The organism is Streptomyces colwelliae, from assembly GCF_048158785.1.
GTDB lineage: Bacteria > Actinomycetota > Actinomycetes > Streptomycetales > Streptomycetaceae > Streptomyces.
Genome location: NZ_JBLTJC010000107.1, coordinates 13259 through 30706 on the forward strand (window position 1 = coordinate 13259; position 17448 = coordinate 30706).

Annotated in this window: 21 protein-coding genes; 12 read left to right on the plus strand and 9 right to left on the minus strand. The window is 69.3% G+C overall.

Annotated elements, in window-relative coordinates; translation table 11 throughout:
• The first annotated feature begins 2 nt into the window (after window positions 1–2).
• The 4 genes from ACNFOC_RS22820 (at window position 3) to ACNFOC_RS22835 (ending at window position 3977) form a co-directional block, all read left to right on the plus strand.
• Complete coding sequence (locus ACNFOC_RS22820; RefSeq protein WP_329249450.1) at window positions 3–920, plus strand: SCO2523 family variant P-loop protein; 918 nt, start codon at window positions 3–5, stop codon at window positions 918–920.
• Window positions 917–1900 (plus strand): SCO2522 family protein, encoded by a 984-nt coding sequence (locus ACNFOC_RS22825; protein WP_416960957.1) that lies wholly within the window; start codon window positions 917–919, stop codon window positions 1898–1900. Before ACNFOC_RS22820 ends, ACNFOC_RS22825 begins: the two co-directional genes overlap by 4 nt.
• Before the next feature lies 1 nt (window position 1901).
• Complete coding sequence (locus ACNFOC_RS22830) at window positions 1902–2870, plus strand: SCO2521 family protein (protein ID WP_416960958.1); 969 nt, start codon at window positions 1902–1904, stop codon at window positions 2868–2870.
• Window positions 2871–3032: 162 nt separating this feature from the next.
• On the plus strand, window positions 3033–3977 hold the full coding sequence (locus tag ACNFOC_RS22835) for a hypothetical protein (RefSeq protein WP_416960959.1): 945 nt from the start codon (window positions 3033–3035) through the stop codon (window positions 3975–3977).
• Here the strand turns inward: ACNFOC_RS22835 and ACNFOC_RS22840 are convergent.
• Together ACNFOC_RS22840 and ACNFOC_RS22845 are read right to left on the minus strand one after the other, a co-directional pair.
• Window positions 3943–4779: an ABC transporter permease gene (locus ACNFOC_RS22840; RefSeq protein ID WP_416960960.1), complete on the minus strand. Its 837-nt coding sequence runs from the start codon at window positions 4777–4779 to the stop codon at window positions 3943–3945. The two genes, ACNFOC_RS22835 and ACNFOC_RS22840, sit on opposite strands and share 35 nt — an antisense overlap.
• A complete protein-coding gene (locus tag ACNFOC_RS22845) occupies window positions 4776–5690 on the minus strand; it encodes an ABC transporter ATP-binding protein (protein WP_416960961.1) in 915 nt (304 codons plus the stop codon). Before ACNFOC_RS22845 ends, ACNFOC_RS22840 begins: the two co-directional genes overlap by 4 nt.
• 133 nt (window positions 5691–5823) lie before the next feature.
• On the opposite strand from ACNFOC_RS22845, the gene ACNFOC_RS22850 reads away from it, so the two are divergent.
• Window positions 5824–7026, plus strand: a complete 1203-nt coding sequence (locus tag ACNFOC_RS22850) for a sensor histidine kinase (RefSeq protein WP_416960962.1) — start codon at window positions 5824–5826, stop codon at window positions 7024–7026.
• Window positions 7023–7685 carry a response regulator gene (locus ACNFOC_RS22855; protein WP_416960963.1) on the plus strand — a complete coding sequence of 221 codons (663 nt, stop codon included), beginning with the start codon at window positions 7023–7025 and terminating at the stop codon, window positions 7683–7685. Before ACNFOC_RS22850 ends, ACNFOC_RS22855 begins: the two co-directional genes overlap by 4 nt.
• 4 nt (window positions 7686–7689) lie before the next feature.
• Here the strand turns inward: ACNFOC_RS22855 and ACNFOC_RS22860 are convergent, their stop codons facing one another.
• On the minus strand, window positions 7690–8232 hold the full coding sequence (locus tag ACNFOC_RS22860; protein ID WP_416960964.1) for a hypothetical protein: 543 nt from the start codon (window positions 8230–8232) through the stop codon (window positions 7690–7692).
• Between the two features lie 118 nt (window positions 8233–8350).
• Here ACNFOC_RS22860 and ACNFOC_RS22865 point away from each other — a divergent pair, with 118 nt between their 5' ends.
• Window positions 8351–8740, plus strand: a complete 390-nt coding sequence (locus ACNFOC_RS22865) for a VOC family protein (RefSeq protein ID WP_416960965.1) — start codon at window positions 8351–8353, stop codon at window positions 8738–8740.
• On the opposite strand, the gene ACNFOC_RS22870 is transcribed toward ACNFOC_RS22865, so the two are convergent.
• Together ACNFOC_RS22870 and ACNFOC_RS22875 are read right to left on the minus strand one after the other, a co-directional pair.
• Window positions 8726–9700, minus strand: a complete 975-nt coding sequence (locus ACNFOC_RS22870) for an ArsR/SmtB family transcription factor (RefSeq protein ID WP_416960966.1) — start codon at window positions 9698–9700, stop codon at window positions 8726–8728. The genes ACNFOC_RS22865 and ACNFOC_RS22870 overlap by 15 nt on opposite strands.
• A 76-nt stretch (window positions 9701–9776) precedes the next feature.
• Window positions 9777–9941: a hypothetical protein gene (locus ACNFOC_RS22875; RefSeq protein WP_416960967.1), complete on the minus strand. Its 165-nt coding sequence runs from the start codon at window positions 9939–9941 to the stop codon at window positions 9777–9779.
• Between the two features lie 144 nt (window positions 9942–10085).
• On the opposite strand from ACNFOC_RS22875, the gene ACNFOC_RS22880 reads away from it, so the two are divergent.
• The 4 genes from ACNFOC_RS22880 to ACNFOC_RS22895 all read left to right on the plus strand — a co-directional run bounded on the left by ACNFOC_RS22880 (window position 10086) and on the right by ACNFOC_RS22895 (window position 12586).
• On the plus strand, window positions 10086–10301 hold the full coding sequence (locus ACNFOC_RS22880; RefSeq protein ID WP_327404223.1) for a hypothetical protein: 216 nt from the start codon (window positions 10086–10088) through the stop codon (window positions 10299–10301).
• Between the two features lie 41 nt (window positions 10302–10342).
• The gene (gene recO / locus ACNFOC_RS22885; protein ID WP_318016219.1) at window positions 10343–11092 is read left to right on the plus strand and encodes a DNA repair protein RecO; all 750 of its coding nucleotides are present in this window, start codon (window positions 10343–10345) and stop codon (window positions 11090–11092) included.
• 44 nt (window positions 11093–11136) lie between these two features.
• Window positions 11137–11979: an isoprenyl transferase gene (locus tag ACNFOC_RS22890; protein ID WP_416960968.1), complete on the plus strand. Its 843-nt coding sequence runs from the start codon at window positions 11137–11139 to the stop codon at window positions 11977–11979.
• 64 nt (window positions 11980–12043) lie between these two features.
• Window positions 12044–12586 carry a YcxB family protein gene (locus ACNFOC_RS22895; protein ID WP_416960969.1) on the plus strand — a complete coding sequence of 181 codons (543 nt, stop codon included), beginning with the start codon at window positions 12044–12046 and terminating at the stop codon, window positions 12584–12586.
• Between the two features lie 94 nt (window positions 12587–12680).
• Here ACNFOC_RS22895 and ACNFOC_RS22900 read toward each other — a convergent pair whose 3' ends face one another.
• Genes ACNFOC_RS22900 through ACNFOC_RS22915 form a run of 4 tightly spaced genes read right to left on the minus strand, consistent with a single transcriptional unit; the run spans window position 12681 to window position 15822 of the window.
• Entirely contained in the window at window positions 12681–13091 is a 411-nt protein-coding gene (locus ACNFOC_RS22900; protein ID WP_033284652.1) for a Fur family transcriptional regulator, read from the minus strand.
• 59 nt (window positions 13092–13150) lie between these two features.
• A complete protein-coding gene (locus tag ACNFOC_RS22905; RefSeq protein WP_416960970.1) occupies window positions 13151–14053 on the minus strand; it encodes a metal ABC transporter permease in 903 nt (300 codons plus the stop codon).
• Window positions 14053–14817, minus strand: coding sequence for a metal ABC transporter ATP-binding protein (locus ACNFOC_RS22910; RefSeq protein WP_416960971.1), 765 nt, complete (start codon window positions 14815–14817; stop codon window positions 14053–14055). The genes ACNFOC_RS22905 and ACNFOC_RS22910 overlap by 1 nt, the downstream gene beginning before the upstream one ends.
• 45 nt (window positions 14818–14862) lie before the next feature.
• The gene (locus ACNFOC_RS22915) at window positions 14863–15822 is read right to left on the minus strand and encodes a metal ABC transporter substrate-binding protein (protein ID WP_416960972.1); all 960 of its coding nucleotides are present in this window, start codon (window positions 15820–15822) and stop codon (window positions 14863–14865) included.
• A 131-nt stretch (window positions 15823–15953) separates the two neighbouring features.
• Here ACNFOC_RS22915 and ACNFOC_RS22920 point away from each other — a divergent pair, with 131 nt between their 5' ends.
• On the plus strand, window positions 15954–17336 hold the full coding sequence (locus ACNFOC_RS22920; RefSeq protein ID WP_416960973.1) for a glycine--tRNA ligase: 1383 nt from the start codon (window positions 15954–15956) through the stop codon (window positions 17334–17336).
• Window positions 17337–17448 lie beyond the last annotated feature (112 nt).

The following is a 17448-nucleotide window of genomic DNA, read 5'->3' on the forward strand; positions in this document are numbered from 1 at the left end:
CCGTGCTGATCTTCGCGGCCTCCGACAAGGGAGGCACGGGCCGGTCCGTCACCAGTGCCAACCTCGCCTACCAGCGGGCGCTGATGGGCGACGACGTCTGCTATCTGGACTTCGACTTCGGCTCGCCCACCGCCTCGGCCGTCTTCGACGTGCCCGAGGCCCGCGAGGCAGCCGAGGACCGCGGACTGCACTCCTATCTGATAGGCGAGATCAGCGAACCGGTCAGGATCGACGTCTGGGCGGACACCGAACACCGCGTTCTGCGCAACCAGCCGCCCGGAGCAGGCCGGTTGATCCTCATGCCCGGTGATCTCAGCGGCGGCGAGTTCGCCACCTCCGGCGACAACCTGCGCCGCTGCGTGGACCTTCTCCTGCGCCTCAACGGCGAGTTCGACCTGATCGTCGTCGACCTCAGCGCCGGCCGCAGCTACGCCGTCGACATGGTCCTCGCGGCCACCTCGCAGCGGGCGATGAGCGGTGTCCTGGCCCGCTGGCTGGTCTTCCACCGCTGGACCCGCCAGCATGTGGAGGCCGCGGCCAGCCTCGTCTACGGCAAGCGCGGCATCCTCGCCGGCGGCGTCGCCCGCGGCCACGACGAGGACGCGCTGCGCGGCGCCATCCGCTTCGTACGGGCCGCCGTACCCGATCCCGACTCGGCGCTGTGGTCGCAGGCCACGCCCACCCAGTCGGCGTGGATGGAGCAGTGCGACACCGAGTTGAAGCATCTCGCCTCGCACCACGGCATCGGCTACAGCCAGGTGCTCGGCTCGGTGCCGCTGGAGCCGGTGCTCCAGTGGCGGGAGCAACTCATCACCGACGAGGACGTGTTGGACAGCCAGATCGCCACCATGGAGACCTGGCAGGCACTGAGCGACCTCGCCGCGCGGCTGACCGACGACAAGTACTGGGAGGAGGCATGACGGAGGCCGTCTTCCGGGAGACCACCGCGGACCCGCGCACCCAGTCCGTGCCGCTGGCCCATCTCTCGCTGGAGCTGGGCCACCTCTACATGGAGGACTTCGAGGCCGGCCCCGAGCGGCTGCGCGAACACTTCGCCGAGGTCCGGATCTGGGTGGACGCGGCCCGCGCCTCCGCCGCCCGCCGCTCCGGCGGCAAACGCCCCCGCATCAGCACCTGTTTCCTGATCGACGACTACTTCACCCGCTTCTCCACCCCGGCCGAACTCGTCCCGCTGGTCCTCGAAGAGGCCGAGAAGGCCGGCCTTGTCATCGACTACCTCGCCCGCGAGTCGGGCTGCGCGGTCGCCGACCGGATCGAGCTCGCCGAGTCCGTCATGCACCGCCTCGTCGAGTCACCGCCGCCGGGCAGCCACGGCTCCCGCCCACCGGTCAGCCAGACGGGCTGGCTCGCCAACGGCCAGCGCACCACGCCAACGCGCAGTGCCCTGGCGGAAATCGTCACCTGGCAGCCGCCCCACGAGACCGCGGCCCGCAACCACTCGGTCTTCATGGACGTCGAGTTGTGGTCCGAGACGGACAAGGGCCGTCTGTGGTCCTGCCCGTTCCTGGCCGCCGTATGGCAGTTGGCCCGCCTGGGTCTGCTACGGCACCTGGGCGAGCCGGTGCTCGTCCCGCAGCCCTGGACCGGCGGGGACTTCCCGCACGACTGGGACCGGCTGCCGCCGCTGCTCAAACTCAGCGACACCCGCGTCCCGTTCAGCGCGTACCGCACCTGCACGCTGATGGCGAACCGGTTCGTGGCCGTGGAGGATGCCGTACGGCTCATCCTCGACCAGATAGACGTGGACTCCGGCGCGCTCGAACAGGTCGCCAAACGGTCCGCGGGCGAAGGCGTCGCGGTACCGGAGGCGGTGGCCCAGCGCGCCACCTATGTGTTCTACGAGGAGCCCGCCAACTCGGTGTCACCCGACGGGACTTGACATGACGACCCCCGGACAGCAGACGCGCCCGGTCCTCGCCTGCGGCGAGGTGCGCACCGGTCTGCTGCCGTCCTTCCAGGCGCTGGACGGCCGCGCCGCCGCCCAACTCCTGCGGCTGCGCGCCGACGAACACGTCCGGGTCTCCGAGCGGCCCAATCTCTACGCCCTCTCGCCCGAGGTCCTCACCGGCGTGGACTGCCGGCTGCCCACCTCGAACGGCGCCAAGGTCCGGGCCGTCGGTACGGTGGCCGCCCGCGCGGCGCTCACCGAAGGCCGCGTCGTGCAGTCCACCGCCTACTTCAGCGCCCCGGCCGCCGGACCCGACGTACGCCAGTCCTGGGGGCACTACCTCGTCCGCCCCGGGGTCGTCGAGCCGTTCGGGAAACTGCCCGAACAGGCCACCGCGGAGGGCGTGTTGCGCGGTGGCGGGCGCGGCGAACTGGACCTGGGGATGATCGCCGAGGGGCTGCTCGCGCAGCTGGTGCGGCATCCCCTCCTCGACCACAAGGCGCCTTTCAAGTCCCGCCGCACGTACCTGCGTTGGGCGGCGCGGAGGGCGCCCGAGGGTGAGGGGGCGACGCTTGACCGCTTCACGCTGGCCGAAGACGGCCTGCGGACAGTGGAGTTGAGGGTGCCGGACGGCACCGAGGCGGCCGCGATCGCGGGGCTCTGCGAAGACCTCGCGTTGCACGACTGGCTTTTGACGACGGTGGTGCACATGCTGGAGAACAGCCGGCTCGGTGCGGCGGACGGGCCCGCGGCGGTCCTGGCGCTGAGACCGGCCGTCGATCACCTGCTGCATCTGTGGATGCCGCGCGCGCACGTGGACCGCACGCTGGGTCACCTGTGGGACGTACTGGAGCGGGAACCGGGCTTCAGCCGCCAATGGGAGAACCTTCGCCAGCGTATCCGGGACCAACTGGCCATACAGGCAATCCCGTTGCTGCACCAGGCGCTGAGCACGCGCTGACGGGGCGGCACGAACCGCATATCCGACGGGGGAGAGGTTCACATGAACGGAGTGACGACACCAGGGGCAGGGCCGGTACCACAGCAGGATCAGGCCCAGCGTGGATCGAGGCTGTTCATCAGGACAGGGTTCGCGATCTTAGCGGGAGTTGCCGCCTTCTTCGTGACCAACGTCCTGAACGAGGACGACGGTGAGCTGTGGCAGTGGACGATGTCCATCGTCCTCGGCTGCGCGACGCTGATCGTGCAGCTGCTCGTGGACTTCGGCGAGCGGCTGGAGGCCGTCCAGGAGAGCCAGAAGCGGCGCATCCGGGACATGAAGGACAGCCTGTCCAGCCACCACACCGAGATGCGCGCGGCGGTCGACGAGAGCTTCGCGAAGATCAACGCGGCGACCGAGCTGTACAGCAAGGTCGACGGTTCGGTGCTGCGCTCCGACGAGGTGACCCGGCTGGTGCTGGGCTACACGAAAGTCGGAGAGCAGGGCGCGGACCTCGTGAAGGCCTTCGCCGAGGAGGAGTTGGGCCGCCTCGCGCTGCTCATGGAGAACCTCGGCAACGGCACGGCGGACTGCCCCGGCGAGAACCACGAGTGGCTGATCGACCTCACCAAGTGCGTCAAGCGGACGCTCTACGCCACCAGCACGTCCGTCGACCGCGACTTCTGGTCGAGCGAGCCCGCGCGACGTTATCTGGCCGCCCAGGAAACGGCCATCAAGTCACGCCGGGTACAGATCCGGCGCGTGTTCCTGGTCGACGAGGAGTCGGAAGTCACCGGCAGCCTCCGCCAACTCTGCGAAAGACACCACAAGTTCGGGATCGACGCGCGTATCGCGGTCCGGTCCCTGCTCGAACCGACCGCCCAGATGAACTCGTTGAACGACTTCATCGTCTTCGACGGCGAACTCTGCTATGAGACCGAGCCCGACATCCGCGTCATGCCGGCCAAGACGACCCTGAAGATGACCCGCGAACACGTGGAGGAACGGATCAACCGCTTCAACGTGCTGTGGGAGGCGACGGAACCGGAATCGCAACGGGATCCGGAACCGGAGCCGGACGGAGGAAGGGCGGTCACACATCCCGCCGGTCAACGGCAACAACCGTGACCACCGCAGCGACCGCGGCCCACACCGCGAACACGGTCCACGCGCCGGCGACGGTCGTCGGATACCGCTCGGCCAACGTGTAGGGCATGCGGCCGTAGTTGACCTGGACGAGTCGGCCCCAGGCGTTGAAGGGCAGGGCATTGCGGACGCAGGCCGTCCAGCGGTAGCGCTCGGTGACGAAGGTGGGCAGGAGGAGCAGGAGTCCGGTCGCGAGGACCATCGTCGTGGCGCTGTGCCGGATCAGCGCGCCCATGGCCATGCCGACCAGCGCGGACACCGGGGCGAGCAGTGCCGACGCGACGACCACCCGCAGGGCGCCGGGGTAGCTGATCGACAGGCCCAGGCCGCGCCCGGACAGGATCGCCTGGGCCGCAGCGAAGGAGGCGGACGCGACGACCGCGCCGTACGCCGTCATGACCGCGGTCACCACGGCCGCCTTCGCCGACATCAGCGCCCGGCGGTCCGGCACGGCCGCGAAGGTCGTGCGGATCAGCCCCGTCGAGTACTCGCCGACGACCGTGACCGCGCCGACGCTCGCCGCCGTCAGGATCAGGATCAACGCGGCACCGTCGGTGAAGGCGTCGAACAGCGCGTTGTTGGCGAAGTGGGCGCGCATCACCGTGTTGTAGTGCGGATAGTCGACGTAGTCGGCGCGTGCCGCGTTGGCGTTGAAGGCGATCACGACGAGGGTGCTGACGCCGAGCGCCCAGTAAGTGGAGCGCAGGGAACGGAGTTTGAGCCACTCGGCGGCCAGCAGATCGCCGAAGCGCGGGACGGGCACGGTCACGGGAACGGTCGTCATCGGGAGTCTCCGGCCAGGTATTCGACGCTGTCGGCGGTCAGTTCCATGAAGGCCGCCTCCAGAGAGGCGTGCTCGGTGGTCAACTCCCGCAACAGGAAGCCGTGTTCGTGCGCCAGTTCACCGATACGACTGGCGCTGGCCCCGGTGACCTTCAGCGTCTCCTCGTCGCACGGAGCCACCACCGCACCCTCCGATGCCAGTACGGCGGCCAGCGCGCCCGCGTCCGGAGTCCGCACGGTCACCGTCGGCGCCGTACCGCGTGCGGCGAATTGTTCGAGGCTCTCGGCGGCGATCAGTTCGCCCCGGCCGATGACGATGAGCCGATCGGCCGTGTTCTCCATCTCGGACATCAGATGGCTGGAGACGAAGACCGTACGACCCTCCGCCGCCAGTTTCCGGAACAGGCCCCGCACCCACAACACCCCTTCCGGATCAAGCCCGTTGAGAGGTTCGTCGAAGAGGAGGACGGGCGGGTCGCCGAGCAGGGCGGTCGCGATGCCGAGCCGCTGTTTCATACCGAGCGAGTAGCCGCCGACCCGGCGCCGGGCCGCCGCCCCGGTGAGCCCGACCTCGGTGAGCACCTCCTCCACCCGCCCCGCGGCGATCCGGTTGCTCAGGGCGAGTGCTCGCAGATGTGCCCGCGCGGACCGCCCACCGTGCACATCGCCCGCGTCGAGCAGCGCACCGACGTGGCGCAGCCCGCGCGGATGCCGGCGGAAGTCGTGACCGCTGATGGTGGCGGTGCCGGTGGTCGGCTCGACAAGTCCCAGCAGCATCCGCAGAGTTGTCGTCTTGCCGGCGCCGTTCGGGCCCAGGAAGCCGGTGACGTGCCCGGGCTGGACGGTGAAGGACAGTTCGCGTACGGCGGTGGTGGGGCCGTACCGCTTCGTGAGTTCGTTGACTTCGATCACGGGACCACGGTTTCGCGGGCGGCGGGTCCCCGGCATCGCCCCGGCGCTGACATTCCCACGGCGTCGATGTCGACCCCGGTCGTACGTCTCCGGGTCGATGACCGCACCCGCCCCGCGCCCCTACGATCACGGCATGCCCGCCACACCGACCCGGCCCCTATTCAAGCGCGTGCCGCCGGTTGCCTGGACGGCCGTGCCCTGGCTCTACGGCACCCTGTTCGCGATCCGGGCCTTCTTCCACCTCCCCCTCATGCCGACCGACCCCTTCCCGCCCACGCCCGACGGCTGGGTGCTCATCGCGTCGGGCAGCGTCCTCGCCCCGGCCGGGTGCGTGCTGCTGCGTCGCCGCCCGCTCTCGGGGCTCGGGCTGCTGCTGGCGGGGACGTACGCCGTGACGCTGGGTCTGAACGGGCTGACCGTGGGCCTGATCCACTACGCGGCGATCGACATCGCCGTGGGCTGGATCGCCGCGAGCGCCGGCCGCCGCCGCAGCCTCACCGCCCTCGCCCTCGCGATCGCGGTCCTGCCCGCCTACGAACTCTCCCGGACCGGACTCGGCCGCCCCCTCCTCTTCACCTACAGCACGGACCGGGGCGACTGGCAGAGCTGGTCGGTGCTCGCCCTCACGGCCGTCGTCGCCTGGCTGATCGGCAACTCGGTGCGGCAGAACCGCGCTTACGCCGAGCGGCTCACCACGCAGGCCGCGGCCCAGGCCGTCACCGCCGAACGTCTGCGTATCGCACGGGAGATGCACGACACCGTCGCCCACAGCATCGGCATCATCGCCCTCCAGGCGGGCGCGGCGGCCCGGGTCACCACGACCCAGCCGGAGGCCGCGCGGGAGGCGATGCGGGCGGTGGAGAACGAGGGGCGCGAGACCCTCGCCGGGCTGCGCCGCATGCTGGTCGCGCTGCGGGCGGCCGACAGCGGGGTTCCTGTCGTGGCCACCGGGCTCGGTGACGTCGACCGGCTCGCCGCCACGACCACGGCGGCCGGGGTACGGGTCGACGTGCGTCGGCGCGGTGAGCCGCGTCAACTGCCGCCCGACATCGACCTGTCGGCGTTCCGCATCATCCAGGAGTCCGTCACCAACGTCGTACGGCACGCGGGTACGCGCGCGTGCCGGGTCACCCTCGACTACCGCGACGACGAACTCGCCCTGGAGGTCACGGACGACGGGCGCGGCCACGGGACCGCCACCGACACCGGCTTCGGGCTGGCCGGTATGCGGGAGCGAGTCGCCTTGCTGCACGGGGAGTTCACGGCGGCACCGCGTCCCGAGGGCGGCTTCCGGGTCGCCGCGCGGTTGCCGGTACCGGCGGCGGTGGCTCGATGAGCGGCCCCGTCCGCGTGCTCCTCGCCGACGACCAGCAACTCATCCGTACCGCGCTGCGGATGGTGATGGCCGACATCGACGACATGGAGGTCGTCGGGGAGGCGAGCACTGGGGCGGAGGCGGTGCGGCTGACGGCCGAACTCGCCCCGGACGTAGTGGTGATGGACATCCGCATGCCGGGGATGGACGGCATCGAGGCCACACGCGGGATCACGGAGAGTTCGGCGTCGGCCCGCGTCGTCGTCCTCACCACCTTCGACGACGACGATTACGTCTACGGCGCGCTGCGCGCGGGCGCGTCCGGGTTCCTGGTCAAGGACATGGCCCTGGACGACATCATCGGCGCGGTACGGGTGGTGGCCGCCGGGGACGCCCTGATCGCCCCGAGCGTGACCCGGCGCCTGATCCACGACTTCGCGTCGTCCCGCCCCGAACCCGCCCGGGTACGCCGTGAGTTGACGGGCATCACGGAGCGGGAGCGCGAAGTGCTGACGCTGGTCGGCTCGGGGCTGTCCAACACGGAGATCGCGGCCGAACTGCACATCAGCGTGGCCACGGCGAAGACCTACCTGACCCGCCTCTTCACCAAGCTGGACGCGAGGGACCGCGTCCAGTTGGTGATCCTGGCCTACGAGGCGGGGCTGGTCTCGGTGGGCTAGAGAGTCACGCCCCCGGCGGTGGCGGTACGACCTGGCCGTAGTCGCTGCTGGAGTAGTCCCCGTCCGCGACGAAGCCCGGGTCGGTGCCCTGTTCGATGTACGGGGGCGGGTCCGTGTTGACGGACATGTCGCCGTTGGAGTTGATGCTGACGGTGACCTTCACCTCGCCGGCGGGCGGGCTGCCGGCGTAGCCGAGTTTCTCGGGGAGGTAGCCCTGGTACTGCTGTGGGGCGGAGTTGGTGATCTGGAAGGTGCCGTCGATCGTCTTGGCCTGGTTGATGCTGCCCCAGCCGGTCTCGGTGCTGGTGATCGAGGCCGTGGTGCCGCTGGTCAGGTTGCCCTGGCCGTCCCAGCAACGGGTGATGGTGATGGTCGAGTTGGCCATCGTGGTGTCGAAGAAGAGCGAGTCGTCGTGCCAGTGCCAGTGGAACTGGTAGCCGCCGTCGCAGGTGGTGGCCTGTGCCGTGCCCGGCGTCAGGAGCAGCGCGAGGGGGGCCAGGGCGAGGACGGAGAGTTGGACGGTGCGTTTGCGGAGTGCGGTCAGCATGGCCTCAGGTTCGCAACTGCCGTACGGGGGACGGAAAACCCTTCGACCGTGCTCGAATCGTCCAGTACGGTCGCGAGGTTGTTTTCACTGCTGGGAGTCCCTGAGAGCAGGTTTTTTCATGGCGTGTCGTATCGGTGAACTCGTGCTCGGTTGCCGTGACCCCGAGGTGCTGGCGCGGTTCTGGTGCGAGGTTCTGGGCTTCGTCGTGCTCGACAGCGAAGAAGGGCAGTGGGCGGAGATCGGCACGAGTGAGGGGTTCGGGGGGCCGCATCCGACCATCTTCTTCAGCCGGCGGGACGAGCCCGAGCCGGGGAAGTCCCGGCTGCACATCGACGTCAACCCCACCGACCGGGACCAGGAAGCCGAGCTCGAACGGCTGCTGGCACTCGGTGCGCGGCGGGCCGACATCGGTCAGACGGGGGACGAGCAGTGGCATGTGCTGGCCGACCCCGAAGGCAATGAGTTCTGTCTGCTCAAGGCTCGTATCGACCCGCTAACCGTCCAGTAGTGCCAGGCCCAATGGCGTGAGCGTGTGCAGGACCGCCTGGCCCGCGCGGGAGGTGCTCAGGAGGCCCGCCTCGCGCAGTACTCCCGCGTGGTGGCTGGCCGTGGCCGGTGCGATGCCCACGCCCCGGGCGAGTTCCGTGGTCGTCATGCCGTGGTGCTCCGCCAGCGACTCCAGGACCTCCGTGCGGGTCTGGCCGAGCAGTGCGCCCAGGGAGGGGCGGGGGCGCGTCGTCCGGCCCACGGCGGTGTCGTGGGCCATCGGGTAGACCACGACCACCGGGAGGGTCGGGTCCCGGAGGAGCGTCGGGCGCCGCCAGCAGAAGTACGACGGCAGGACCAGCAGCCCCCGGCCGTCGAGTCGGACGTCCCGGTCCGCTCCGCCCAGGCCCCCGACTTCGAGTACCGGCGGTTTCCAGGAGAGGCCGGGGTGGAGCCTGCCGAGCAGGTCGTCCAGGTGACCCTTCGTCAGGAAGCGGTCGTGGAGCGAGCGTTCGGCGTCCAGGCGGGTGCGGATGCCGTTCCACCAGGGGGCGAGGGCGATCCGGACGTAGGTGCGTAGCGCTTGGGCGAGATGCGCTACGGCCTCCCCGTCGCCCTCGGCCAGTGACGGGGCCCAGGACGGTAACTTCCGCCCCGTGCGCGAGAGTTCGAGCAGATCGTGCCGGAGCCGTCCGCGCGGGGTGGAGAGCAGTGCGCCTATCCCCGCCTCCAGGCCGCCGGCCGCGCCCGCCGGGGTGAGGAAGTCCGGGGAGTAGCCGTGGGGCGGTGCGAGCCGGAGCAACTCGCGCACCGGGCCGGGCAGTTCGGGTCGTACCGCCCGCCGCCAGGGGCCGAAGACCGCCGACGCGGTGTTGGTCTGGAGTACGTGCATGCTCAGCAGCGCTTCCCATAAGGGGTCCGGTGTCTGCGCCAGCCTGATGTGTGCGAGGTCGTCGTCCGTGAAGTGGATGCGGACCGGCATGAGTGGCCTCCCCCGTTCGAGCCTCGTTCCATACTCGGAAGAGGGGAGGGAACGCGCCTGACCGCAACGCCGACCTTCACGGAATCGGCGCCGAAAGCACCCTTTCTGTATAGACGATGCCGTCGGTTCTCAGGATCTCGCCAAACCGGATGACCAGGTCCTTCTGCGGTTTCCGAATTCCCTGTTCGAATTGGCGGCCATAGTCAACCCCCTTGGTCCGCACCGCAGTTGCCGTCGACATACTCCTGCCGAGTGTAGGGGGAGGAGGGGCGCTCCGGAGACGGGAAGCGTGAAAGTCGAAAAGGGAGGGGAGTCAGGTGTGGGCACACTGCTTGGAGGTGAGGGAAACCTTGATGGAATTCCGGATTCGGGTGCGAGGAGAGCGATGAAGCCGCCTGTCGGATCGGTCGCCGTGGACACCCGTAACGGGAGAGTGGGCATCGTCATGGGGCATGAGGGGCCTTATGTTCAGCTGCGCCCGTACGGCGGCGGGCGGGAGTGGGACGTCGAGCCGGCGGCCGTGCGGGACGCGACCCCGGCCGAGCGGCTGAGCGCGGCGACCGCGTACGCGAACGCCCGCAGCCGCGGCGAGGTGCCTTGAAGCGTCGTGGCGCCACAGGGCCGTAGGGGACAATGGGCGGCATGAGTCTGTTCCGCGACGACGGCATCGTGCTGCGCACCCAGAAGCTGGGTGAGGCGGACCGGATCATCACGCTGCTCACGCGGGGTCACGGGCGGGTACGCGCGGTGGCGCGCGGGGTGCGGCGGACCAAGTCGAAGTTCGGCGCCCGGCTCGAACCCTTCTCCCATGTGGACGTGCAGTTCTTCGCGCGGGGGAGCGAACTGATCGGCCGCGGGCTGCCGTTGTGCACCCAGAGTGAGACCATCGCTCCGTACGGTGGCGGGATCGTCGCCGACTACGCGCGGTACACCGCCGGTACGGCCATGCTGGAGACGGCCGAGCGGTTCACCGATCACGAGGGCGAGCCCGCCGTACAGCAGTATCTGCTGCTCGTGGGCGGGCTGCGGACGCTGGCCGGCGGTGAGCACGCTCCGCATCTCATCCTTGACGCGTTCCTGCTGCGTTCCCTCGCCGTCAACGGCTATGCGCCAAGCTTCGGTGACTGCGCGAAGTGCGGGATGCCGGGACCGAACCGGTTCTTCTCCGTGGCGTCGGGCGGGGTCGTCTGCGCCGACTGCCGGGTGGCCGGGAGCGTCGTACCCTCACCGCAGGCCCTGGAACTGCTCGGTGCGCTGCTTACGGGAGACTGGGAGACGGCGGACGCGTGCGAGGCGCGGCATGTGCGGGAGGGCAGCGGGCTGGTGTCCGCCTATCTGCACTGGCATCTGGAACGCGGACTTCGTTCACTGCGGTACGTGGAGAAGTCGTAGCAGGTCGTAAGAGACAGCAAGAGGCAAGAGGAGACGAGAAGCACATGGCCGTACGCGGGATCCTGGGGCGCCAGCGGCGCGAGTACAAGGCGCCGGAGCCGCATCCGTCGGGGGCCACCGCACCGAAGCTGCCGGGCGAGTTGATCCCGAAGCACGTGGCGATCGTCATGGACGGGAACGGGCGGTGGGCGAAGGAGCGGGGGCTGCCGCGCACCGAGGGCCACAAGGTCGGCGCCGAGCGGGTGTTGGACGTGCTTCAGGGTGGCGTCGAGATGGGCGTCGGCGCGATCTCGCTGTACGCCTTCTCCACCGAGAACTGGAAGCGGTCGCCCGACGAGGTCCGCTTCCTCATGAACTTCAACCGCGACTTCATCCGCAAGACCCGCGACACCCTCGACGAACTCGGCATCCGGGTGCGGTGGGTGGGCCGTATGCCCAAGCTGTGGCGGTCGGTCGCCAAGGAGCTCCAGATCGCGCAGGAGCAGACCAAGAACAACGACGCGCTCACGCTGTACTTCTGCATGAACTACGGCGGCCAGGCCGAAATCGGCGACGCGGCACGGGCGTTGGCGGAGGACGTGAAGGCCGGCAAGCTCGACCCGGCCAAGGTCAACGAGAAGACCCTCGCGAAGTACCTCTACTACCCGGACATGCCGGACGTGGACCTGTTCCTGCGCCCCAGCGGCGAGCAGCGCACCTCCAACTTCCTTCTCTGGCAGAGCGCTTACGCCGAGATGGTCTTCCAGGACGTGCTCTGGCCGGACTTCGACCGGCGTGACCTGTGGCGTGCCTGCGTCGAATTCGCCCAGCGGGACCGGCGGTTCGGCGGCGCGGTGCCGAACGAGAAGCTGCTCGCGATGGAACAGGCGATGCGGGGAAACGAGTAACACCCCTGTCGGACTCTGGCGTTACTATCACGGCTCGTCACCGCAGGAACGGGGAGGGGCCGTGATGGAGCAGGGACAGAGCGTCGAGCCACGCGTGAGCGACGTGGTGCTGGAGTACGAACTCCGGCTGGAGAACATGACCGAGGCCGTCCGGCTGCTGTTCCGCAAGCGCGGCCGGGCCGGCTTCATCCACCACCCCGTCTTCCTCGCGGTCGTCATGGTGCTGGGCGTGCTCGTACTGACCGCGGGCCTGGCGGGCGGCGACGGCATCGGCTTCGCCTTCGGTGTTGCCCTCGTCGCCTGGCCGCTGCTGATGCTCCGGGTCCCCGGCATGACCGCCGGCCAACTGCTCCGGGCCAACCAGCACCACGGAGTGCTGCGGGTGACCGTCGCCGAGGAGGGCGTCCGGACGGTCAGCGCACACATGGACTCACGCATGTCCTGGGCCAACTACGGCAGTTACGCCGAGACCGACCACTGCTTCGTGCTCCGCAGCCCAGACAAGATCGGCGCCTGCGCGATGGTCCTCGTCAAGCAGGGCGCACACATCCCGCAGGACGTGGACCGCCTACGAGCCTTGCTGAACACCAAACTGCCCCGCATCTGAACAAGCGCTCCCGGCCAACCCCCTAGGGGCGCGGGGAACTGCGCGCTCAGCCCCCACCGGCCCGCAGATATCCACCGGCCCGCACATATCCCGCTCAACCTGCGGAGCACTCCGCACAGGTGCCGAAGATCTCCACCGTGTGCGCAACATTGACGTACCCGTGCTCCGCCGCGATCGCCTCCGCCCACTTCTCCACGGCGGGCCCTTCCACCTCGACCGCCTTGCCGCACACTCGGCACACCAGGTGGTGGTGATGGTCCCCCGTGGAGCAGCGGCGGTAGACGGACTCGCCCTCGTCCGTGCGCAGGACGTCGACCTCGCCGGCGTCGGCGAGGTTCTGGAGGGTGCGGTAGACCGTGGTCAGTCCTACCGAGTCACCCTTGTGCTTGAGCATGTCGTGGAGTTCCTGGGCACTGCGGAACTCGTCGACCTCGTTGAGTGCCGCCGACACGGCGGCACGCTGGCGGGTGGATCGTCCCTTAACGGGCGGGCCGGCCGTCGTCACCGTTGCCTCCTCACGTCTGCACTTTGCCGAGCCATTGTGCCAGCCCGGGCTGTGCGTGGTCAGACGCCGACCTCGTCGGCGGCCCCCCGTGTGGCTGGAATCGCGCACTCCACCGGGTCCCCGGCGGGCTGCGCGGCGGCCGCGGCCCGGGCCCGGCGCCTCGCAAGTGGTGTCGCGAGCGCCGTCAGCGCGATGAACGCGGCGATCGTCAGGAGCACGATCGTCGCGCCGGGCGGGACGTCCTGGTAGTACGAGGTGACGGTGCCGCTGACCGTCACGGTCACGCCGATCACGCCCGCGATCGCGAGGGTCGCCCCGAAACTGCGGGTGAGCTGCTGCGCGGCGGCGACCGGCACCACCATCAGGGCGGAGACCAGGATCAGGCCCACGACCCGCATCGCCACGGTGACCGTGACGGCCGCGGTGACCGCCGTCAGCAGGTTCAGGGCGCGTACGGGGAGGCCGGTGACCCGGGCGAACTCCTCGTCGTGGTTCACCGCGAACAGCTGCCGCCGTAGACCCAGCGTGACCACGATCACGAAGGCCGCCAGGATGCCGATCGCCGTCACGTCGGACTGCGAGACCGTCGAGAGCGAGCCGAAGAGATACGAGCTCAGGTTGGCGTTCGAGCCGCCCGGCGCGAGGTTGACGAACATCACGCCGCCCGCCATACCGCCGTAGAAGAGCATCGCGAGGGCGATGTCGCCGCGGGTCTTGCCGTACCAGCGGATCAGTTCCATGAGGACCGAGCCGAGGACGGAGACGGCGGTGGCCATCCAGACCGGGGAGGCGTTCAGCAGGAAGCCGAGGCCCACGCCGGTCATCGCGACATGGCCGATGCCGTCGCCCATGAGGGGCTGGCGGCGCTGGACGAGGTAGATGCCGATCGCGGGGGCGGTGATGCCGACGAGGACGGCGGCGATGAGCGCCCGCTGCATGAAGGCGTAGTCGAGGATGTCCATCAGCTCAGCAGTCCCGTGCGGATCGGTTCGGCGTCCGCCGAGTGCGGGTGTACGTGGTCGTGGCCGGGCAGCGCGTGCTGGCCGAGCGCGCGCGGCGGCGGGCCGTCGTGCTGGACGCAGCCGTCGCGCAGGACGACCGCGCGGTCGATCAGCGGCTCCAGCGGGCCGAGTTCGTGCAGGACGAGCAACACCGTTGTGCCTTCGGCGACTTGGCGGGTCAGGGTGTCCGCGAGGACCTTCTGGCTGGCCAGGTCCACGCCCGCCATCGGCTCGTCCATGATGAGCAGTTCGGGTTCGGCGGCGAGCGCGCGGGCGATCAGTACACGCTGGTGCTGGCCGCCGGACAGGGCGTCGACCGAGTCCTTGGCGCGGTCCGCCATCCCGACCAGCTCCAGGGCGTGCCGTACGGCCTCGTGGTCCGCCTTGCGCAGCAGGCCGAAGCGGGCGCGGGAGAGGCGGCCGGACGCGACGATCTCGGTGACCGTGGCGGGCACCCCGCCCCCGGCCGTCGTGCGCTGCGGTACGTAACCCACGCGCCGCCAGTCCTTGAAGGCGCGGCGCGGGGTGCCGAACAGCTCGATCTCGCCCCCGCTGAGCGGGACTTGGCCGATGATCGCGCGGATCGCGGTCGACTTGCCGGAGCCGTTGGCGCCGAGCAGCGCGACGACCTCACCGCGCCGCACGGTGAGGTCGATGCCGCGCAGGACGGGGCGCGAGCCCAGCTCTGCGCGGACTTCGCGCAGCGATATGACGGGCTCGTCCACTGTGTCCTCCGGACTGCTGTAGATCACTTGTAAATCACTCGTAGATCACTTGGTTCCCAGGGCCGTCCGCAGCGCCTTGAGGTTGGCCTGCTGGACCGAGAAGTAGTCCTTGCCGCGGGACTTCTTGGTGATGCCCTCGATCGGGTCGAGGACGTCCGTCTTCAGGTTCGCGTCCGCGGCGATGGTCTTGGCGGTCTTGTCGCTGACGAGCGTCTCGTAGAACACCGTGGTGACGCCGTCGGCCTTCGCCATCTTCTCAAGGTCCTTCACGCGCTCGGCACTCGGCTCCGACTCGGGGTCGAGGCCGTTGATGGCCTCCTCGGTGAGGCCATAGCGCTCGGCGAGGTAGCCGAAGGCGGCGTGCGTGGTGATGAACACCTTGGTCCTGGTGTTCGCGAGGCCCGTCCTGAACTCGGTGTTGAGCGCGTCCAGCTTCTTGACCAGGGACGCGGTGTTGGTCTTGTAGTCGGCCGCGTTCTTCGGGTCGGCCTTCTCGAAGGCCTTGCCGACGCCCTCGGCGACCTGGGCGTAGCGCACCGGGTCGAGCCAGATGTGGGGGTCGAGGCCGGCCAGCTCCTCGTTCTTCGAGGTGTCGTGCGAGGCCGCGTGGCCGCCGACCTCGTTGCCGTGCTTCTCCTCCGTGGTCAGGGAGGCGGCGTCGATCTTCGTCTTGACGTCGGACTGGCTCACCGCGTCGTCGACGGCCGGCTGGAGGTTCTTCAGGTAGAGCACCGCGTCGGACTCCCCGAGCGCGGCGGTCTGCTGCGCGCTGATCTCCAGGTCGTGCGGCTCCTGGCCGGGCTTGGTCAGGCTGGTGACGTGGACGTGGCTGCCGCCGATCTGCTCGGCGAGGTACTGGAGTGGGTAGAACGCCGCGACGACGTCGAACTTGTCCGTGTTGGCCGCGGCGGCTGTCTCGCTGGAGCAGGCGGAGAGGGTCCCGAGACCGAGGGCGGTGGCCGCTGCGATGGCTATCCCGGATATGTGGCGTCGTCGTACGTTCATGACAGTCATTTTCAACTGACATGGAAACCGTTGTCAACAAGCTTCGGGTACGGAACCGATTTGATACGGGGGCGGGAGGCGCCGGTAACCTAAGTCATTCGCTGCCGTCCATTCGTCATGAAGAGAGCACCGTGGCCGCCGACAAGATCGACACCATCGTCAGCCTGAGCAAGCGCCGTGGCTTCGTATTCCCCAGTAGTGAGATCTACGGCGGCCAGCGCGCCGCCTGGGATTACGGGCCGCTGGGTGTCGAGCTCAAGGAGAACCTGAAGCGCCAGTGGTGGCGCTACATGGTGACGTCGCGCGAGGACGTGGTCGGTATCGACTCGTCCGTGATCCTGGCCCCCGAGGTGTGGGTCGCCTCCGGCCATGTCGCCACTTTCTCGGACCCGCTGACCGAGTGCACCGCGTGCCACAAGCGGTTCCGCGCGGACCACTTGGAGGAGGCGTACGAGGCCAAGCACGGCCGCGCCCCCGAGAAGGGCCTCGCCGACATCAACTGCCCCAACTGCGGCAACAAGGGCCAGTTCACCGAGCCCAAGGAGTTCTCCGGCCTGCTCTCCACCCACCTGGGCCCGACGCAGGACACTGGCTCCGTCGCCTACCTGCGCCCCGAGACCGCCCAGGGCATCTTCACCAACTTCGCCCAGGTGCAGACCACTTCGCGCCGCAAGCCGCCGTTCGGCATCGCGCAGATGGGCAAGTCCTTCCGCAACGAGATCACGCCCGGCAACTTCATCTTCCGGACCCGCGAGTTCGAGCAGATGGAGATGGAGTTCTTCGTCAAGCCGGGCGAGGACGAGAAGTGGCAGGAGTACTGGATGGAGCAGCGCTGGAACTGGTACACCGGCCTGGGCCTGCGCGAGGAGAACATGCGGTGGTACGACCACCCCAAGGAGAAGCTCTCCCACTACTCCAAGCGCACCGCTGACATCGAGTACCGCTTCCAGTTCGGCGGCAACGAGTGGGGCGAGCTGGAAGGCGTCGCCAACCGCACGGACTTCGACCTGAACGCCCACTCCAAGGCCTCCGGCCAGGACCTCTCCTTCTTCGACCAGGAGGCCCAGGAGCGCTGGACGCCGTACGTCATCGAGCCGGCCGCCGGTGTCGGCCGCGCGATGCTGGCGTTCCTCCTCGACGCCTACGTCGAGGACGAAGCGCCCAACGCCAAGGGCAAGTTGGAGAAGCGCACGGTGCTGCGCCTGGACCACCGGCTCGCCCCGGTGAAGGTCGCGGTGCTCCCGCTGTCCCGCAATCCCGAGCTGTCCCCGAAGGCCAAGGGCCTTGCCGCCGCGCTCCGTCAGAACTGGAACATCGAGTTCGACGACGCCGGTGCCATCGGTCGTCGTTACCGGCGTCAGGACGAGATCGGCACGCCGTACTGCGTGACCGTCGACTTCGACACGCTTGAGGACAACGCGGTGACGGTTCGCGAGCGTGACTCGATGAAGCAGGAGCGCATCTCCCTGGACCAGATCGAGGGCTACCTGGCCGGGCGTCTGGTTGGCGCCTAGGTCTGTTGGGGGCGCCCTTCTGGGGGCTGCGCCCCCAGACCCCCATCGGCCCTGAAGGGGCCTCGTCCTCAAACGCCGGACGGGCTGAGATTGCCTGAACCGGCGCCTGGAC

Coding starts and splice junctions, on each gene's coding strand:
- ACNFOC_RS22880 (WP_327404223.1), top strand. CDS start 10,086: ATGAAGCCGCCTGTCGGATCGGTCGCCGTGGACACCCGTAACGGGAGA.
- recO (WP_318016219.1), top strand. CDS start 10,343: ATGAGTCTGTTCCGCGACGACGGCATCGTGCTGCGCACCCAGAAGCTG.
- ACNFOC_RS22830 (WP_416960958.1), top strand. CDS start 1,902: ATGACGACCCCCGGACAGCAGACGCGCCCGGTCCTCGCCTGCGGCGAG.
- ACNFOC_RS22825 (WP_416960957.1), top strand. CDS start 917: ATGACGGAGGCCGTCTTCCGGGAGACCACCGCGGACCCGCGCACCCAG.
- ACNFOC_RS22860 (WP_416960964.1), bottom strand. CDS start 8,232: ATGCTGACCGCACTCCGCAAACGCACCGTCCAACTCTCCGTCCTCGCC.
- ACNFOC_RS22840 (WP_416960960.1), bottom strand. CDS start 4,779: ATGACGACCGTTCCCGTGACCGTGCCCGTCCCGCGCTTCGGCGATCTG.
- ACNFOC_RS22870 (WP_416960966.1), bottom strand. CDS start 9,700: ATGCCGGTCCGCATCCACTTCACGGACGACGACCTCGCACACATCAGG.
- ACNFOC_RS22895 (WP_416960969.1), top strand. CDS start 12,044: ATGGAGCAGGGACAGAGCGTCGAGCCACGCGTGAGCGACGTGGTGCTG.
- ACNFOC_RS22905 (WP_416960970.1), bottom strand. CDS start 14,053: ATGGACATCCTCGACTACGCCTTCATGCAGCGGGCGCTCATCGCCGCC.
- ACNFOC_RS22915 (WP_416960972.1), bottom strand. CDS start 15,822: ATGAACGTACGACGACGCCACATATCCGGGATAGCCATCGCAGCGGCC.
- ACNFOC_RS22890 (WP_416960968.1), top strand. CDS start 11,137: ATGGCCGTACGCGGGATCCTGGGGCGCCAGCGGCGCGAGTACAAGGCG.
- ACNFOC_RS22875 (WP_416960967.1), bottom strand. CDS start 9,941: ATGTCGACGGCAACTGCGGTGCGGACCAAGGGGGTTGACTATGGCCGC.
- ACNFOC_RS22850 (WP_416960962.1), top strand. CDS start 5,824: ATGCCCGCCACACCGACCCGGCCCCTATTCAAGCGCGTGCCGCCGGTT.
- ACNFOC_RS22865 (WP_416960965.1), top strand. CDS start 8,351: ATGGCGTGTCGTATCGGTGAACTCGTGCTCGGTTGCCGTGACCCCGAG.
- ACNFOC_RS22855 (WP_416960963.1), top strand. CDS start 7,023: ATGAGCGGCCCCGTCCGCGTGCTCCTCGCCGACGACCAGCAACTCATC.